We start from the raw sequence: 16,141 nt of genomic DNA, 5'->3' as shown, positions 1-16,141 counted from the left end.
CGTGAGAGAGAGCCCCGATTCCGAACGGGGGGGCATCGACCCTGCGTCGCAGCAGCGTTTACAGCGCGACCATTAGCTACGCCTGCCGGGCGCAGACCGGGATCACCTTCCCCGAGCCGCCGCCGCACACAGCAATCGAGAGCTTGCTCTATTTCCAGGCGAAGTCGCCGGCGTTAACGCTGGGCAGGTAGCTCACGCCCATCAGGTACTTGTCGACCGCGCGGGCCGCTTCGCGCCCCTCGTGGATGGCCCACACGACGAGCGATTGCCCACGTCGGATATCGCCGGCGGCAAACACGCCGTCGACGCTCGACATGTAATTGGCGTCGCACTTGACGTTCCCTCGCCCATCGAGAGCGAGGTCCAGGTCAGCGATCGCGCCTTTCTTCTCGGGTCCTAAAAAGCCCATCGCCAGGAGGACTAACTGACAAGGCCAGGCTTTCGTCGTACCTGGCATTTCCTTGAATTGTTGCCGTCCTTGTTCGTCGACATACCATTCGATCTCGACCGTGACGAGATTCTTGACGCGTCCCTTCTCGTCAGCCTGGAATTCCTTGGTGAGGATGCTCCAGTGACGATCGCAACCTTCCTTGTGCGAGCTGCTGGTGCGCATCATCATCGTCCAGTACGGCCAGGGCGTATTGACCGGCCGTTCGTTGGCGCGGGGGAAATACCCAAGATCGGGCGGCTTCGGCAGCAGCTCGAATTGCGTAACGCTTTTTGCGCCGTGACGATTCGACGTGCCGGTGCAGTCGCTCCCCGTATCGCCGCCGCCGATGATGATCACATCCTTGCCCGTGGCCAACAGCGAAATATCCGCAGGGATCTTGTCCCCCTGGTTGCGTTTGTTCTGCTGCGGCAGAAATTCCATCGCGAAGTAGATGCCCGGCAGGTTGCGGCCGGGAATCGGCAAATCGCGTGGCTGCGTAGCGCCGCCGGTCAACAGCATGGCGTCGTATTCGTCGCGCAATTGCGCGGTCTCGACGTTCACACCGACGTTCGCGTTGCAGCGGAACTCGACCCCTTCGTTTTCCAACTGGCGGATGCGTCGCCAGACGCGATCTTTCTGCAGTTTGAAATCGGGAATTCCGTACATCAGCAAACCGCCGGGACGATCGGCCCGCTCGAAGACCGTGACATAATGCCCGGCCCGGTTCAATTGCTGCGCCGCGGCCAGTCCGGCCGGACCGCCACCGACGACCGCCACGCGCTTGCCGGTGCGGACTTCAGGCGGCTCGGGCGTGATCCAACCTTCGTCGAAACCGCGATCCGCGATCGACATTTCGATCTGCTTGATCGACACCGGATCTTCGTTGATCCCCAGCACGCAAGCCGTCTCGCAAGGAGCGGGACAGACCCGGCCCGTGAACTCCGGAAAGTTATTCGTGGCGTGCAGTCGGGCCAGCGCCTCGCGCCAACGATCGCGATAGACAAGGTCGTTGAAGTCCGGAATGATGTTCCCCAGCGGACAGCCGGTATGGCAGAAGGGAACGCCGCAATCCATACAGCGCGCGCCTTGCCGGCGAATCTCTTCACTCGGCAGCACGCGCAGGAATTCGTTGTAATGCTTGACGCGCGCATCGGCAGGCTCTTCGTCATATTGCCGACGACCGAATTGCATGAAGCCGCGAATATCACCCATGGGCCACCTCTTCCAGCTCTCCGGCAGCCTTGCCGGCCGCGGCTTTCTTCATGCCCGCCAGGGCCCGTTTGTAATCGAGCGGCATAACCTTGACGAACTTCGAGATTAATTGTTCCCAGTTATCCAACACATATTGTCCACGTGCGCTGGCCGTGTACTGCACGTGCTTGCGCACCAGGTCGAGCACGACCTTTTGATCTTCGACATCGTCGAGCGATTCGAGCTCAACCATCTCCATGTTCACGAGTGTAGGGAAGCCCCCTTCCTCGTCCAGGATGTAGGCCACGCCACCGCTCATGCCGGCTGCGAAATTACGCCCGGTCTCACCGAGAATGACGGCAACACCGCCGGTCATGTATTCGCAGCCGTGGTCGCCGACCCCTTCGACGACCGCGTGAGCGCCCGAGTTGCGGACGCAGAACCGCTCGCCCGCAATGCCCCGCAAGTAAACCTCGCCGCTCGTGGCACCGTACAGGACGACGTTACCGGCGATGATGTTCTTCTCGGCCTCGAACGAGCACTCCGTCGGCGGGTAAACAATCACTTTGCCGCCGGACAGACCCTTGCCGCAGTAATCGTTGACTTCACCCTCGACGCGCACCGTCAAGCCCGGCACGCCGAAGGCCATGATGCTCTGCCCGGCACTGCCGTGGAAAGTGAGCTGGATCGTATCCTCGGGCAGCCCCTTCGCGCCGTGCGCCCGGGTGATCTCGCTGGAGAGGATCGTTCCCACCGTGCGATTCGTGTTCTGAATGGGCAGGTCGAACGCCACGGGGGTCTCGTCCTGTATCGCCGGACGGCACAGATCCAACAGCATGGTCATATCGAGCGATTTATCCAGCCCATGATCCTGCGGCTCGACACAATACGTGTTGATATTGGCCGGCACCTGCGGCTTGAAGAGCATCGTCGAGAAGTCGAGTCCTCGCGCCTTCCAATGCCCGATGGCCTGGCGGGTTTCGAGCAAATCGACGCGCCCGACCATTTCTTCGACGGTCGCGATACCAAGCGAGGCCATGATCTCGCGAAGGCCTTCGGCCAGCATGAAGAAGAAATTGACGACGTACTCCGGCTTACCGGCAAATTTCTTGCGCAGTTCGACGTCTTGCGTCGCGATGCCTACCGGGCAGGTGTTCAAATGACACTTCCGCATCATGATGCAGCCGACCGAGACCAGGGCCGCCGTGGCGATTCCCCATTCCTCGGCCCCCAGCATCGTGGCAATCGCCACGTCGCGGGGCGTACGCAACTGTCCGTCGGTTTGCACGACGATGCGACCGCGTAGATCGTTCTTGACCAGGACCTGATGCGTTTCGGCCAGACCCAATTCCCAGGGGATGCCGGCATGCTTGATCGACGTATAGGGGCTCGCGCCCGTACCACCGTCGTGTCCGCTGATCAGCACGACATCGCTTTTCCCCTTGGCGACGCCGGCGGCAACCGTGCCAACGCCGACCTCGGCCACGAGCTTTACGCTGATCCGCGCATCGCGATTCGAGTTCTTCAAATCGTGAATCAGTTGCGCCAGATCTTCGATCGAGTAAATATCGTGATGCGGCGGCGGCGAAATCAAACCCACCCCCGGCGTGCTGTGCCGGATGCGCGCGATTTCGTTGTCCACCTTATGGCCGGGGAGCTGTCCGCCTTCGCCCGGCTTCGCGCCTTGCGCCATCTTGATCTGTAGTTCCTGGGCACTGACCAGGTATTCGCTGGTCACGCCGAAGCGGCCGCTGGCCACTTGCTTGATCGCGCTCGAACGGCGATCGCCGTTCGCATCCGGATGATATCGGGCAGGGTCTTCGCCCCCTTCACCGGTGTTGCTCTTGGCTCCCAGCCGATTCATCGCGATGGCCAGCGTCTCGTGCGCTTCCTTCGAGATCGAGCCGTACGACATGGCGCCGGTGGCGAATCGCTTGACGATCGTGGCCGCCGGTTCGACGGCGTCGAGCGGAATCGGATGCTCGGCCTTCTTGAATTCCAGCAGGCCACGCAGCGTCAGCAGTTGCCGCTGCTGATCGTCAATCGCCTGGCAGTACTTCTGGAAATCCTCGCGGCTGTTCAGACGCGTGGAGTGCTGCAGCTTGGCCACAACTTCGGGATTGAAGAGATGCGCTTCGCCCTTGCGTCGCCATTGATACTGACCGCCTACGTCCAGGTCGAGCGTCTCAGGCACTTTGGCCCGCGGGAAGGCATGCTCGTGTCGGCGCAACGCCTCTTCGGCCACCGCTTCCAGGCCGATGCCTTGAATGCGACTGGCGGTGCGGGTGAAGAACTCGTCGACAAAATCGGCGTTCAGGCCGATCGCCTCGAAGATCTGCGCCCCGCGATAACTTTGCTGCGTCGAGATGCCCATCTTGGACATCACCTTCAGCAAGCCCTTTACGCCCGCCTTGACGAACGATTTGTGCAGCTTCTCGATCGTGTACGAGTCCGCGACATACCCTTCGGCGTGCAACTGGTCGAGCGTCGCCAGGGCCAGGTAAGGGTTGATCGCTCCGGCACCATAGGCGGTCAGCAGGGCGAAGTGCTGCACCTCGCGCGGCTCGCCCGACTCGACGATCAGACCACACCGCGTGCGAGTCTTCTCGCGAATCAAATGATGATGCATGCCGCTGGTGGCCAGCAGTGCCGGAATCGGCACCCATTCGTGATTCACCCCTCGGTCCGACAAGATCAACAGCGTGACACCGTCCGAAATCGCGCGCGAGGCCTCGCGGCGCAACTCGTCTAGCCGGCGACGCATGCCACGCGCCCCCTCTTCCCGCGGGAAGAGGATCGACAGCGTACGGCTGCGCAGGCCGGGCAGATTCAATGCCTTGATCTGGGCCAACTCTTCGTTGGTGACGATCGGCCGATCGAGCCGCAGCAGACGACATTGCTCGGGTGATTCGTCGAGCAGGTTCCCTTCGGAACCGATCGTCGTGATCATCGAGGTGATGATCTCTTCCCGAATCGCGTCCAGCGGAGGGTTCGTGACCTGCGCGAACAGCTGCTTGAAATAATTGTAGAGCAACTGCGGACGATCCGAGAGCACGGCCAACGGAGCATCATTCCCCATCGAGCCGATGGCTTCCTGACCATCGATGGCCATCGGCATCATCAGGATGCGCACATCTTCGAGCGTGTAACCAAACGTCCGCTGCAGCTTCAATAGCGGTTCGTCCGCGTGGCCGTTGGTCTTGTGTCCGTTGCTCGTGGCGGGGTCAGGCAGATCGGCCAAGTTGATCTGATGCGTGTCGATCCACTGACGGTAGGGATGACGCGCAGCCAGGGCGTGCTTGATCTCGTCGTCGGCGATGATTTGACCTTTCGCCGTATCGACCAGGAACATGCGGCCGGGTCGCAAGCGCCCCTTCGAGACCACATCGCGCGGCGGGACTTTCAACACCCCCGCCTCCGAAGCCATGATCACCAACCCCTGCTTAGTGACGCAGTACCGGCTGGGACGCAATCCGTTGCGGTCGAGCACAGCGCCGATCACTTTGCCATCGGTGAAAGCCATCGAGGCCGGACCGTCCCACGGCTCCATCAGGCACGCCTGATATTCGTAAAACGCCCGCTTGTCGTCGGGCATGCTTTCGTGCCCGGCCCACGGCTCGGGAATCAGCATCGACATGGACTGCGGCAGCGAACGGCCGGTTAACACCAGCAGCTCAAGCGCGTTGTCGAACATGGCCGAGTCACTGCCGTCCGGCGTGCAGACCGGGAAGATCTTCCGCAGGTCGTCGCCGTATTGCTTGCTGGCGAGCATGCTCTGCCGAGCGTGCATCCAGTTGACGTTGCCACGCACCGTATTGATTTCGCCGTTGTGCGCCAGATAGCGGAACGGCTGCGCCAGGTCCCAGGTCGGGAAAGTGTTGGTGCTGTAACGCTGATGCACAAGCGCCAGAGCCGAGACGAAACGCTCGTCGGCCAGGTCGCCATAGAACAACTGTACCTGGTCGGCCAGCATCAATCCCTTGTAGACGATCACTTGCGACGACAAGGTCGGCACATAGCAGTACGCCTTCTGCGACAGGTTGCTGCCGCGGATCGACGATTCGAGCTGCTTGCGAATGACGTACAGCTTCCACTCGAACATGTCGGCAGTCGTCTTCGCGCCGCGCGCGACGAAGACCTGCCGAATGAACGGTTCGACCTCGCGGGCCGATTGCCCGATATGCGCGTTATCGATCGGCACATCCCGCCAGCCGAGCAAACGCTGCCCTTCGGCCTCGATCAGCTCGTCGAGGCGGCGCTGGCAAGCTTGCCGCTCGGTCGGATCCGGGGGGAGGAAGACCGTGCCCACGCCGTATTCACCAGGGGCCGGCAGCGAAATGCCCAGCTCCTTGCACTTGGCGACGAAGAAATCGTGCGGGATCTGCGTGAGTATCCCAGCGCCGTCACCGGTCAAAGGATCGCAACCGCAAGCACCGCGGTGTGTCAAATTGACCAGGATTTCGAGCCCCGAGCGCACAATCTGGTGGCTCTTCTCGCCGCGCATATGGACAACGAAGCCGACGCCGCAGGCGTCATGCTCGTTGGCGGGGTCGTAGAGCCCTTCGCGAACGGGTAGACCGGCATTTCGCGGATGTGATGACATCGCGGTTTTATCCTACCGTGGTCTCGGCCGCGCGGCATTCGGCCATCGATGCAGACTCTCCATGACCCGCGCCACGGGCGGGCGGCGCGCCGGCGGAGACGCTTAGATGCGTTCTCGATTCGCCGGCGACTTGATGCGAGGGCTTGCCGTTCTTGGCGCTTTGCGCAACAGCACCTTGTGTGGAAACACCTCGTGCCTGTTGGCCCGCCGCCGACTCAGCCGGCAGACGGTCCCCTTCTCGCTTCAGAAGTTCGACAAACCGCCACGTGGTCGCGCTCAACTGCTTACCACGGCGGTGAATAATGCCCAGCGGGCGCACCAATTCATCAGTATCCAGCGGCACGGCCACCAACGTCCCGGCCGCCACTTCTCGCAGGACAGTTGGCTCGGGCAGAAGGCTCACGCCGGCATCGATTTCGATGGCCCGCTTGATGGTTTCGATGTTATCAAACTCCATGACCAATTGCACTTCGATGCGGTGCAAATGCAGCACACGGTCGATCTCGCGACGGATCGTCAGATCACTGTCGAAACCGACCAGTTCCCGGCCGTGCAACTGCCCCAGACCAATGCTCTCGCGCGAGGCCAATTCGTGCGTCGGAGCACAAACCAGCACCATCGGCTCTTCCCGCCAGGGAATGGCCGTCAACGTGCGAGACGACTTCGGATAGCTCACCAGCCCCAGGTCGGCCAGGTCGTTCTCCACGCTTTCGAAAACGCGGTGCGGATGGAGGTACTCCAGCCGAACGTTGGCTTTCGGATGCTGGCTGAGAAACTCCTGCATGTAACGATTCATGTGGTGCAGCCCGACCGAATAGATCGAAGCCACGCGCACACAGCCCGCCACCTCTTGATGCAGGGTGCGGACCTTATCTTCCAGGGCGCCGTACCGCTCCATCACCGCCCGGCAGCCGTCGTAATAGACCTCGCCCTCGGGGGTCAGGACGAAAGGGCGCTTCGAGCGGTCAATCAACTTGACGCCCAAACGCTCTTCCAATTGGTGTACCAACTGGCTGGCCGCCGACTGCGACATGTCGTTTTCGTCGGCCGCACGGGAGAAGCTCCGCTGCCGCACCACGTCGCAAAAGACCTTCAACCACTTCAGATGAACGGCCATACGTAGAATAAATCTGGCAAATAGAGCGCAGGAACAGCATCGAAATCAGGAATGTAACATTAGAAGGTCTGCTTAACGAAGTCAAGCAGTATTGCGGGAAATCCGATATTTGCGGATTCGAAGGATCGGCTCGCAGAGCGCGCGAGTTACGACGTAAATCGCTGTGAATTATTGAATTGCGACCATTCAACGTCTCCACGTCAATTCAAACCCGGTGAGAGTGCTAGCTACTGCGACCAGGAGATCGTCGCGGCGGATGCGACGACAGTGGCCCAATGCTGGTTCCAAATGAAGATGGCGGTTTCGCCGGAGTCGCACGATAAGCGGATACCGATTCCAGCGGCTCTGAAATTCGCCCAGCTTATGGAGCTACTTCAACTCGGCCATAAACCGCAGGAATTGAGCGTCGAGCATTCGAAAGTTGCTGCCAAAGATCGAGGTAAAGTCGGCCAGCCGTCGGGCCGGTGGATAAGCTTGCCCCGGCTGCCGCTGGGCCGTGAGAGTCAGGTATTGCGAGTATTTGCGCGGCTGAGTTTCGACCAGGTAGAACGACAGCGCCCACGCCTCGGCGTAGGCGATGGACGCATCCAGCGAAAACAGCCGGTCCGAGTTGACGAGCGCCTCCAGCAGGTCCGGCTTATGCTTGGGTGCGATCCGCGATCGAAAGTAGTCGAAGCGATCGTGATTGATGCGATCTTCGCGCCGCGTATACGCGCGCGAGTTCGAGACGCCCGGCGCTTCGAACATCATCCCCAATCCCTCGACCAGCCAGCGCGGCGTATCGGCGAAGCGGCGATGGATGCCAGTATTGAACGCCGTCTGATGCGTCGCTTCGTGAATGATCGTCGCCGAGGTTTGTTGCCAATCCTCGGCCGATCCCCGCCCGCCCCCCGTGTCGTACAGCATGATTCGATTCGAGATCGGCGAGTAATACCCCAGCAATCCCGCCGGAACACCGCCGCGATCCGCGGCGCAAGCCCTGGCAAAACTCTGCTGATCGGGCCAAACAATCGCGATTAGCGGAAACTCGGGGGCTTCGAGGTGGAAGCCTCGCACCGAAAAGTACAGCGCGAACGAGCGGTACAAATCCTCGAATCGTTCGGCCCAATTGGCCCGCACTCCGGTAGGAAAGGCCACCAGGTAATGGCTCGTCGCGACGACGCGGAATCCTTTCCCCAACTCGGCCTGCAAACGCCCCTTCAAGACCGAGACCGGATAACTTTGAAACGACGAGCCGGTTTGCTTCAGCGATCGAGCTTCACTCGGCGCGATGCTCCACAAGCGCCCATCGCGGCCTAGTAACTCGACCCCCGAGGCCGTATTCGTCAGCGGTGTCCCTTCAATGCGTTGTCCCCCCAGTTCGAATTCCATGGTGCGGCGCACGTCCGCTGCCGATCCAGTGCCGATCAGGCAGAGGCTGACCAGCAGCGTGGCCGATGGAATGCGCACGACAATGTTTCCCGGGGGCCGAGATGTTATGGCAGCGATGGCGCTGGCCTAAGCAAGCTTAGCCCAGCGGCGCCTACCGTCGCGGCCGAGAACATTGCTGAATGCCGCGAGATGACAAGCGTCTAGCGGGCTTCGGCGGCCCAACTCGGCAGCCCGGTCACTTCGATTCCCAGCGCCAGGTGCCCGAGCGCCAGCACAAACGACACGATCAATACAATGCTGGCCACGTCCATAACCACACCCGCGACGACCATGTCGCGCATGCGCACCCGGCCGGTGCCGTAGGCAATGGCATTGACCGGAGTTCCGACCGGCAGCATGAATCCACAACTGGCCGCCAACGTGGCCGGCACCATCAATAGTCGCGGATCGCACGGTACCTGTCGCGCTGACTCGGCCAACAGCGGCATCGTGATTTGCACGGCCGAGACATTGCTCGCCACTTCGGTGAATCCCGTCAATCCCACCGTCGTCGCAGCCACGACGACGAATTGCGATTGTCCCGTCAGCCAACTGCCAAGCCAACCTCCCCACAGTTGATCGAGCCCGGCGGCACTCAATCCGTCGGCCAGTGCCAGCCCGCCGCCGAACAGAATCAGGATGCCCCAGGGGACACGGTGCGCATCGTGCCAGGCCAGCAGCGGCGGTCCGTTCCAGCCCTTGGAAGGAATCACGAAACAGAGTAGCGCCATCGCAATCGCCACGGTCGTATCGTCGACCATAACGCCAACGCCTGGCACGCGTCCCAAGCCCAATAGCGGTGCCCACCCCCAGCCCGATACTGGCTCGCGAAAAATCCAGGCCGCCGCGGTCGCAAGAAAAATCGCGGCCACACGTCGCTCGGCGGACGTCATCGGACCGAGCGCTCGGCGTTCGTCAGCGATCGCGTTACGACCTCCGAAAAACGCTCCACCCGGCAAACGGTACAGAATGAACACGAGCGCGAACCAGCAAAAGAACAATAGCGCCAGCGACAGAGGCGTGGCGAGCAGCATCCAGCCGCCGAACGAAATATCGGGGCCTGCCGGGAAGTGCTCCATGTAAAGCTGGCGGAAGGCCAGGTTCGGCGGCGTGCCTATCAGAGTGGCAATCCCTCCCATGCTGGCCGCGTAACCTACCCCCAGCACCAGCGCGATTGCCAATCGTTTGATGAGCCGCGGGTCGCGGCCTATCTCATCGGCCCGGGTCAGCACACTGGCCGCCATTGGCATCATCAACAGTGCCGTCGCGGTGTTCGACATCCACATCGAGATCAGCCCCGTGGCCAGCACGAATCCCAGCACGATGCGGCGCGGGCTGTCGCCAATCGCGGCCACCACGGCCAGCGCCACGCGGCGATGCAAGCCGGCCCGTTCGACAGCCAGCGCGATCAGAAAGCCCCCCAAGAACAAGAATATCTGGCTCTCGCCGTAGTTCGCCGCCACGGCCGAGGCAGGCAGAATGCGTAATGCCGGAAACAACACAAGCGGCAACAGCGCAGTGGCCGCCAGTGGCAAGGCCTCGGTGAGCCACCAAATGATGATCCACACCGCGGCCCCGGCCATCTCGCGCCGCGTTCCGTCGCCGGATTCTGCGTCCCACGCCAACCACAGCGTCAGCGCCGCGGCTGGCCCGGCCAACAGGCCGAGGTTGGAAATCCAGGAACGAGGCTGCGGTTCATTCATCGAGCCGGTCCGCGCGTGAGGAATAGTTCACTGCCCAACAAAGCGCGCCATCTTATGCGGCAGGCCGTGGCGCGTCATGCGACCGGTTTCGTTTTCCTCTCACGTTTCCGGCCAGGGCACCTTCCCTTTCGTATTCAGACACTCATCGGGAATGAGCAGCTCTTCGATAACGCGGCCGTTGACGATCGTTTCCGCGACGATTCTCGGCACATCGTCCGGCGTGACGCGGCCGTACCAGATTTGTTGCGGATAAATCACTACGGCAGGTCCGTATTCGCATTGATCCAGGCAGCCGGCCCGATTGGCTCGTACCGGCGCGTCGAGCTTGTGCGCTTTCAATTCGGCGGCAAACCGGTTGCGCAAGGACTCGCTGGCCTCGGGATCGCAGCAGCCACGACAATGCCCCGGCTCGCGCGTGTTGCAACAGACGAAGATGTGACTGGCGAAGCGCGACATGGCGAACAACAGCTCCTGCGAATCCTGTGCTCCGAGGCGCGGTGCAATCGCGCCGTTCGGGCATGATAGCCGGGCGCGCCTATTGGCGCGCCTTCTTTTCCTGCAATTGTTTCTTCAACTCGTGCGCGTTCTTCAGATTCTCCTGCGCGCCGGTGTACTTCGGGTCGATCGTTACCAATTTCTCGAAGCAGCGGATCGCAGCGTCCGCGTTCGCGACTTGGCCGTCGGCTGCCCCCAATTGACCGAGCGCCACCCCCTTGTTGCTCAATGCTTCCAGATAGTCTGGCTTGATCGCCAGGGCATCGTTGTATTGATCGATCGCCGTGCGGAAGTCGCCCAGGTTATACAGGGCATTTCCGAGCACGAAATGGACTTCGAACGAATCGGGCTTTAGCTGCACGGCCGCCTGCAAATGTGCGATGGCTTCTTGGTTATGCCCCTGGTTCACGAGCGCTAAGCCTAGTCCGTGTTGCGCGTCGCCCGAGTTGGGGCTGTACTCCAAAGCTCGCTCGAAGTAGTCGCGCGCCTCGGCCCAGCGTTTCTCTGCGATCAGGATCGAGCCCATGGATGCGAGTGCGAAGCTGTTGTAGGGCTGTCGCTCGAGAACCAGGTTCAGTTGTTGTTTGGCATCTTCGCCGCGATCCTGGTGAGTCATGGCCTGGGCTAGCGCTACGCGTGCCTGCAAATGTCGCGGCTCGAGCTTGATGGCGGTTTCGAAGTGTTCGATGCAATCTTCGAGTTGGCCTGGCTCGAATCCTTCGCGTGTCCCTTTGCTGAGCATCACGCGGCCGTAATTGACGTGAGTCAGCGAATTACGCGGCGCAATGGCGAGCGCTTGTCGCAACAATACCGTCGCCTCGTCACCGCGTCCCACCTGCAGGTAGTGCGACCCCAGGTTCGAAAACGCGATCCAGGCGCTCGGATTCTTGGCCATGACGTCGGTATACAACGCTTCGATGTCGTAGTACGTCCGGCACTGCACGTAGGAAATCGCGGCCAGCATGACCAGTACCGCCCCGGCCGCCCCGCGCAAGAGGATTTGGCCCGGCGCAAATGACACCGATGCCTTGCTCGCCGGCGTTTCACCTGTCGCAATGTTCGCGCGCGCCAGGCGCCGATCGAGCAGCGCCGCTCCGCCAGCGGCCAGCGCAAACATCGCCAATGTTGCGTGGTGCTGAAAATGATCCGCGACGAAAGAGAAGCGAAAAGGATAAACGTTAAAGAAGCCGATCGCCGGCACCAGTACGCCGCCGAAGACGAGCGCCGCGGCCAGCGGGCCGCGCCCAATTCGTCCGCGCAGCAGGAATAGCGCGATCGCAAACGCCACCGCCGTCGCGGGAAACACGTATTGCCACCAAACGTGTCCGTCGATTTCCCAACGCGGGTAAAAGAAAATAATCGGATGCGGCCAGGCCAGCTTGGTCGCGTAAAACCACACGGCTCGCCCCGCGATCAGCACGCGCTCGGCCCGAGTGAATGACCATTCGTCCCCTTCGGCCCCCACGTGAATACGCTCGAGCCATGCCGTGACCATGCCCAGGCTCACGCCCATGGCGAAAAATGGCAGCAGCGGCACGACGTCGCGCCAACCAATTCGCCCGCGCTTCCACCAGTAAATCACCAACAGCACCGCCGGCATCGTGGCAACCACGGTCTTACTCAGCAGAGCGCCTAGAAAGAAAACGATCGCGAGCCCGTAGTTGATCCATTTCCAGCGGCCGGCCGTCGCATCGGCCGCACCCGGTTCGGCGGGCGCGAAACGCAAGTAACACAGCATCGAGGCCAGCACCAGTGCCTCGGATAGCACGTTCTTGCGCTCGGTGATCCAGGCGACCGATTCGACCGTGACGGGATGCACGGCAAACAGTGCCGCCCCCAGCCACGCCCAAGAGATGCCCAACCGCAACAGCACGCGCCACGCCAAGACGACTCCCAGCGCGTGCAGCAACATGTTGTCGACGTGATAGCCCAGGGGATCGAGCTCCCACGACTGATACTCGAGCCAGAACGTCGTGTGTACGAGCGGATAATACTGGGGCAGGGAAAAGGGCTTGAACCAGGTTGCCCATAGCCCCTCGGCCGTGCGCAGATTCAGGTTCTTCGTGACGTAGGCGTCGTCGTCCCAGATGTACTTGTTCCGCAACGTCGGCGCAAAAGTGGCCAGGACCATCGCCACCAGAATCGCGCCCGCCGCGGGCGTGCGCAGCCATGCCAGCCAGGCTTGCCAGTCCGGCGGAGCGGCCTTTGCATTCGCCGGCTTCGCTACGACACTCGCGCCGGCTCCCTTGCGCTTGCGTTTGGGTTCAAATTTCATCGGCGTCACACGATCGCAATTACCCGCTTACCGACTTGCCATTCCCGTTCGCGGCGCCCAACACTGTCGCACCCGGGCCGATTAGCGCTTCGCGCAGAAAACGCCCCGTTTGATTATCCGCCAGCACCGCGATCTCTTCCGGAGTGCCCGCGGCCAGCACGTGCCCTCCGGCTTCGCCCCCCTCGGGGCCCAGGTCGATGATCCAGTCCGCGCACTTGATGACATCCATCTGATGCTCGATGACGACGACCGTGTTTCCGAGATCGACGAGCCTGCCCAACACGGAAAGCAAACGGCGAATATCCTCGAAGTGCAGTCCGGTCGTCGGTTCGTCCAACACGTACAGAGTTTTGCCGGTGTCGCTGCGCGACAACTCAGCGGCCAGCTTGATGCGCTGCGCTTCGCCGCCGGAGAGGGTCGTCGACGATTGACCCAACGGCAGGTAACCCAATCCTACGTCGTGCAGGCACTCCAGCACGCGATGAATCGGCGAAAAGTTCTCGAAAAACGTCATCGCTTCGTCGACGCTCATAGCCAGTGTGTCGGCGATCGAGCGGCCGCGGTAATGAACTTCCAGCGTTTGCCGATTCAGCCGCGCTCCGTGGCATTCCGGGCAGGGGACGTACAGGTCCGGCAAGAAGTTCATTTCGATCTTCTGCTGCCCTTGCCCCTGACAGGTCTCGCAGCGTCCCCCTTTGACGTTGAAGCTGAACCGGCTCGACTTGTAGCCCCGCAGTTGTGCCTCGCGCGTGCCGGCAAAGACCTTGCGAATCTCATCGAAGATGCCGGTGTACGTGGCCGGATTACTGCGCGGCGTGCGTCCGATGGGTGACTGATCGATCTCGACCAGCTTGTCGATCGCACTGACACCCGCTAGCCGCCGGTACGGTCCCGGCTTCGGCCCACTGCTCGTCAGCCGACGCGCAATGCCTCGCACCAGCGTCTCGTTCACGAGCGAGCTCTTGCCCGAACCGCTCACGCCCGTCACGCATACCAGCACCGAGAGCGGAATCGAAATGCTGACGTCTTTCAGGTTGTTCGTCGTTACGCCCTCGAGCGCGATCGCCCGTCGCGGATTCACCGGGCGACGCGCGGTGACGCCAATCGATGCAGCCCCCGAAAGGAACTGTCCGGTGATCGACTGGGCGTTCTTCATCACCTCGGCCGGGGTCCCTTGCGCCACGAGCCGTCCACCGGACACGCCGGCACCGGGCCCCAGGTCGATCAAGTGATCTGCAGCCCGCATGATCGCCTCGTCATGCTCGACGACCAGTACGCTGTTTCCCTGTTGCTCGAGATCGCGTAGCGCGCGGATCAAACGCTCGTTGTCGCGCGGGTGCAGGCCGATCGACGGTTCGTCGAGCACGTAGCACACGCCGACAAGCCCCGACCCGATACTGCTGGCCAGCCGGATGCGTTGCAGCTCGCCGCCGCTCAAGGAATCGGCCGCGCGATCGAGCGTCAAATAGGCCAGCCCGACATTGGCCAGGAAATCGAGCCGCGATCGAATCTGGGTAATGATGGGCGTGGCGATTTCGGCCGCCGTCCCCTCGAATTCGAGCCCCGCGAAATACGATTTCGCCGCTTCGACCGTCAGCGCCGTGACTTCGTGAATGGCACGGCCATTGATGGTTACACTGCGCGCTTCGGAGCGCAGGCGCGAACCGTGACAGGCCGGGCAAGTGACGACGCCCCGATATTTTTCCCAGCGCTGCAAAGCCGTGGGCGTCGTGGCTCCTGCGAATTCGCGCTCCAGGATGCCGAGAATGCCCGGGAACTCGCTTCCTTCGCCGCAAAACAGCGCGTCGAAGACTTGCGGCTTGAGCGCTTCGAGCGGCGTGTTCCAACGAAATTCGTGCGTTGCGGCAAACGGCGCGATCTCGCGCCGGTGCTTGGCCGTGACCGTGGCAGGCGCACCACGCCACGGTAGCACCGCTCCATCAGCCAGCGACAACGTCTTATCCGGGATGACCAGGTCGGGATCGAAGGCGATGCGCGACCCCAGCCCTTCGCAGGTGTGGCACGCCCCGTAGGGACTGTTGAAGCTGAAGGTGCGTGGTTCCAGCTCTTCGTAGCTCAGCCCGCAGGTCGGGCAAGCGTGCTGCGTGCTGAAGACCATGTCGCTCCAGGTGCCGGTCTTGGAATCGGCCCCTGGCGCGAGAATCGCCGCCACGATTAGCCCCGGCCCGTGCCGCAGCGCCAGTTGCACGCTTTCGGCCAGTCGAGTGCGAACTCCCTCGCGAATCACCAATCGATCGACCACGGCCTCGATCGTGTGCTGCTTCCCTTTGGTCAGCGCCGGCACCGCATCCAGCTCATACACCACGCCGTCGACGCGGGCGCGGACGAAGCCCGACTTGCGAATCGCGTCGAATACCTCTTGGTGCTGCCCTTTGCGTCCCCGCACCAGCGGCGCCAGCAGCAGCATCTTGCTCCCCTCGGCGAGCGCCGCCAGGGCTTCGACGATTTGCTCGGGAGACTGCTGGCGGATCTCTGCCCCGCAGCGATAGCAAAGCGGTAAACCAATTCGGGCGAACAGCAGCCGCAGGTAGTCGTAAATCTCGGTGACCGTGGCTACCGTGCTACGCGGATTTTGCGTGCCTGCCTGCTGATCGATCGAAATCGTCGGCTGCAGGCCGTCGATCGAGTCCACGTCCGGGCGTTCGAGCTGATGCAGGAACTGGCGGGCGTAGACCGACAAGCTTTCGATGTACTGCCGTTGCCCCTCTGCGAACAACGTGTCGAAAGCCAGCGAACTTTTCCCCGACCCGCTGGGTCCCGTAATGACAACCAGCCGGTCGCGGGGAATATCCAGGTCCAGATTGCGCAGATTGTGGACCCGGACGCCGCGCAGGCGGATGAAATCACCACGGGACGAGGTGCCACCGTTGGCTTTCGACGCTGCGTGGCTCATGCG

Annotated in this window: 8 protein-coding genes; all 8 read right to left on the bottom strand. The window is 61.9% G+C overall.

Going from position 1 to position 16,141, the window contains the following annotated elements:
- Positions 1-148: 148 nt before the first annotated feature.
- On the bottom strand, positions 149-1,642 hold the full coding sequence (locus VGN12_17535) for a glutamate synthase subunit beta (protein ID HEY4311257.1): 1,494 nt from the start codon (positions 1,640-1,642) through the stop codon (positions 149-151).
- Positions 1,635-6,224, bottom strand: a complete 4,590-nt coding sequence (gene gltB, locus VGN12_17530; protein HEY4311256.1) for a glutamate synthase large subunit — start codon at positions 6,222-6,224, stop codon at positions 1,635-1,637. The genes VGN12_17535 and gltB overlap by 8 nt, the downstream gene beginning before the upstream one ends.
- A gap of 7 nt (positions 6,225-6,231) precedes the next feature.
- On the bottom strand, positions 6,232-7,341 hold the full coding sequence (locus VGN12_17525; protein HEY4311255.1) for a LysR family transcriptional regulator: 1,110 nt from the start codon (positions 7,339-7,341) through the stop codon (positions 6,232-6,234).
- Positions 7,342-7,710: 369 nt separating this feature from the next.
- Positions 7,711-8,790 carry a DUF1570 domain-containing protein gene (locus VGN12_17520; GenBank protein HEY4311254.1) on the bottom strand — a complete coding sequence of 360 codons (1,080 nt, stop codon included), beginning with the start codon at positions 8,788-8,790 and terminating at the stop codon, positions 7,711-7,713.
- A gap of 122 nt (positions 8,791-8,912) precedes the next feature.
- A complete protein-coding gene (locus tag VGN12_17515) occupies positions 8,913-10,454 on the bottom strand; it encodes a DASS family sodium-coupled anion symporter (protein HEY4311253.1) in 1,542 nt (513 codons plus the stop codon).
- A gap of 99 nt (positions 10,455-10,553) precedes the next feature.
- Positions 10,554-10,910 (bottom strand): (2Fe-2S) ferredoxin domain-containing protein, encoded by a 357-nt coding sequence (locus VGN12_17510; protein HEY4311252.1) that lies wholly within the window; start codon positions 10,908-10,910, stop codon positions 10,554-10,556.
- Between the two features lie 79 nt (positions 10,911-10,989).
- Positions 10,990-13,224, bottom strand: coding sequence for a tetratricopeptide repeat protein (locus VGN12_17505; GenBank protein HEY4311251.1), 2,235 nt, complete (start codon positions 13,222-13,224; stop codon positions 10,990-10,992).
- A 19-nt stretch (positions 13,225-13,243) separates the two neighbouring features.
- Complete coding sequence (uvrA, locus tag VGN12_17500; protein HEY4311250.1) at positions 13,244-16,138, bottom strand: excinuclease ABC subunit UvrA; 2,895 nt, start codon at positions 16,136-16,138, stop codon at positions 13,244-13,246.
- Between the last annotated feature and the right edge of the window lie 3 nt (positions 16,139-16,141).

Source organism: Pirellulales bacterium, from assembly GCA_036499395.1.
Classification (GTDB): domain Bacteria; phylum Planctomycetota; class Planctomycetia; order Pirellulales; family JACPPG01; genus JACPPG01.
Note: the sequence above shows the minus strand (reverse complement) of the source record. Positions and strands in the feature narration are given on the sequence as shown.

Bases quoted from the DNA above. Each gene is read 5' to 3' on its own strand.
- VGN12_17535 (HEY4311257.1), bottom strand. From the start codon at position 1,642: ATGGGTGATATTCGCGGCTTCATGCAATTCGGTCGTCGGCAATATGAC.
- gltB (HEY4311256.1), bottom strand. From the start codon at position 6,224: ATGTCATCACATCCGCGAAATGCCGGTCTACCCGTTCGCGAAGGGCTC.
- VGN12_17525 (HEY4311255.1), bottom strand. From the start codon at position 7,341: ATGGCCGTTCATCTGAAGTGGTTGAAGGTCTTTTGCGACGTGGTGCGG.
- VGN12_17515 (HEY4311253.1), bottom strand. From the start codon at position 10,454: ATGAATGAACCGCAGCCTCGTTCCTGGATTTCCAACCTCGGCCTGTTG.
- VGN12_17510 (HEY4311252.1), bottom strand. From the start codon at position 10,910: ATGTCGCGCTTCGCCAGTCACATCTTCGTCTGTTGCAACACGCGCGAG.
- VGN12_17505 (HEY4311251.1), bottom strand. From the start codon at position 13,224: ATGAAATTTGAACCCAAACGCAAGCGCAAGGGAGCCGGCGCGAGTGTC.
- uvrA (HEY4311250.1), bottom strand. From the start codon at position 16,138: ATGAGCCACGCAGCGTCGAAAGCCAACGGTGGCACCTCGTCCCGTGGT.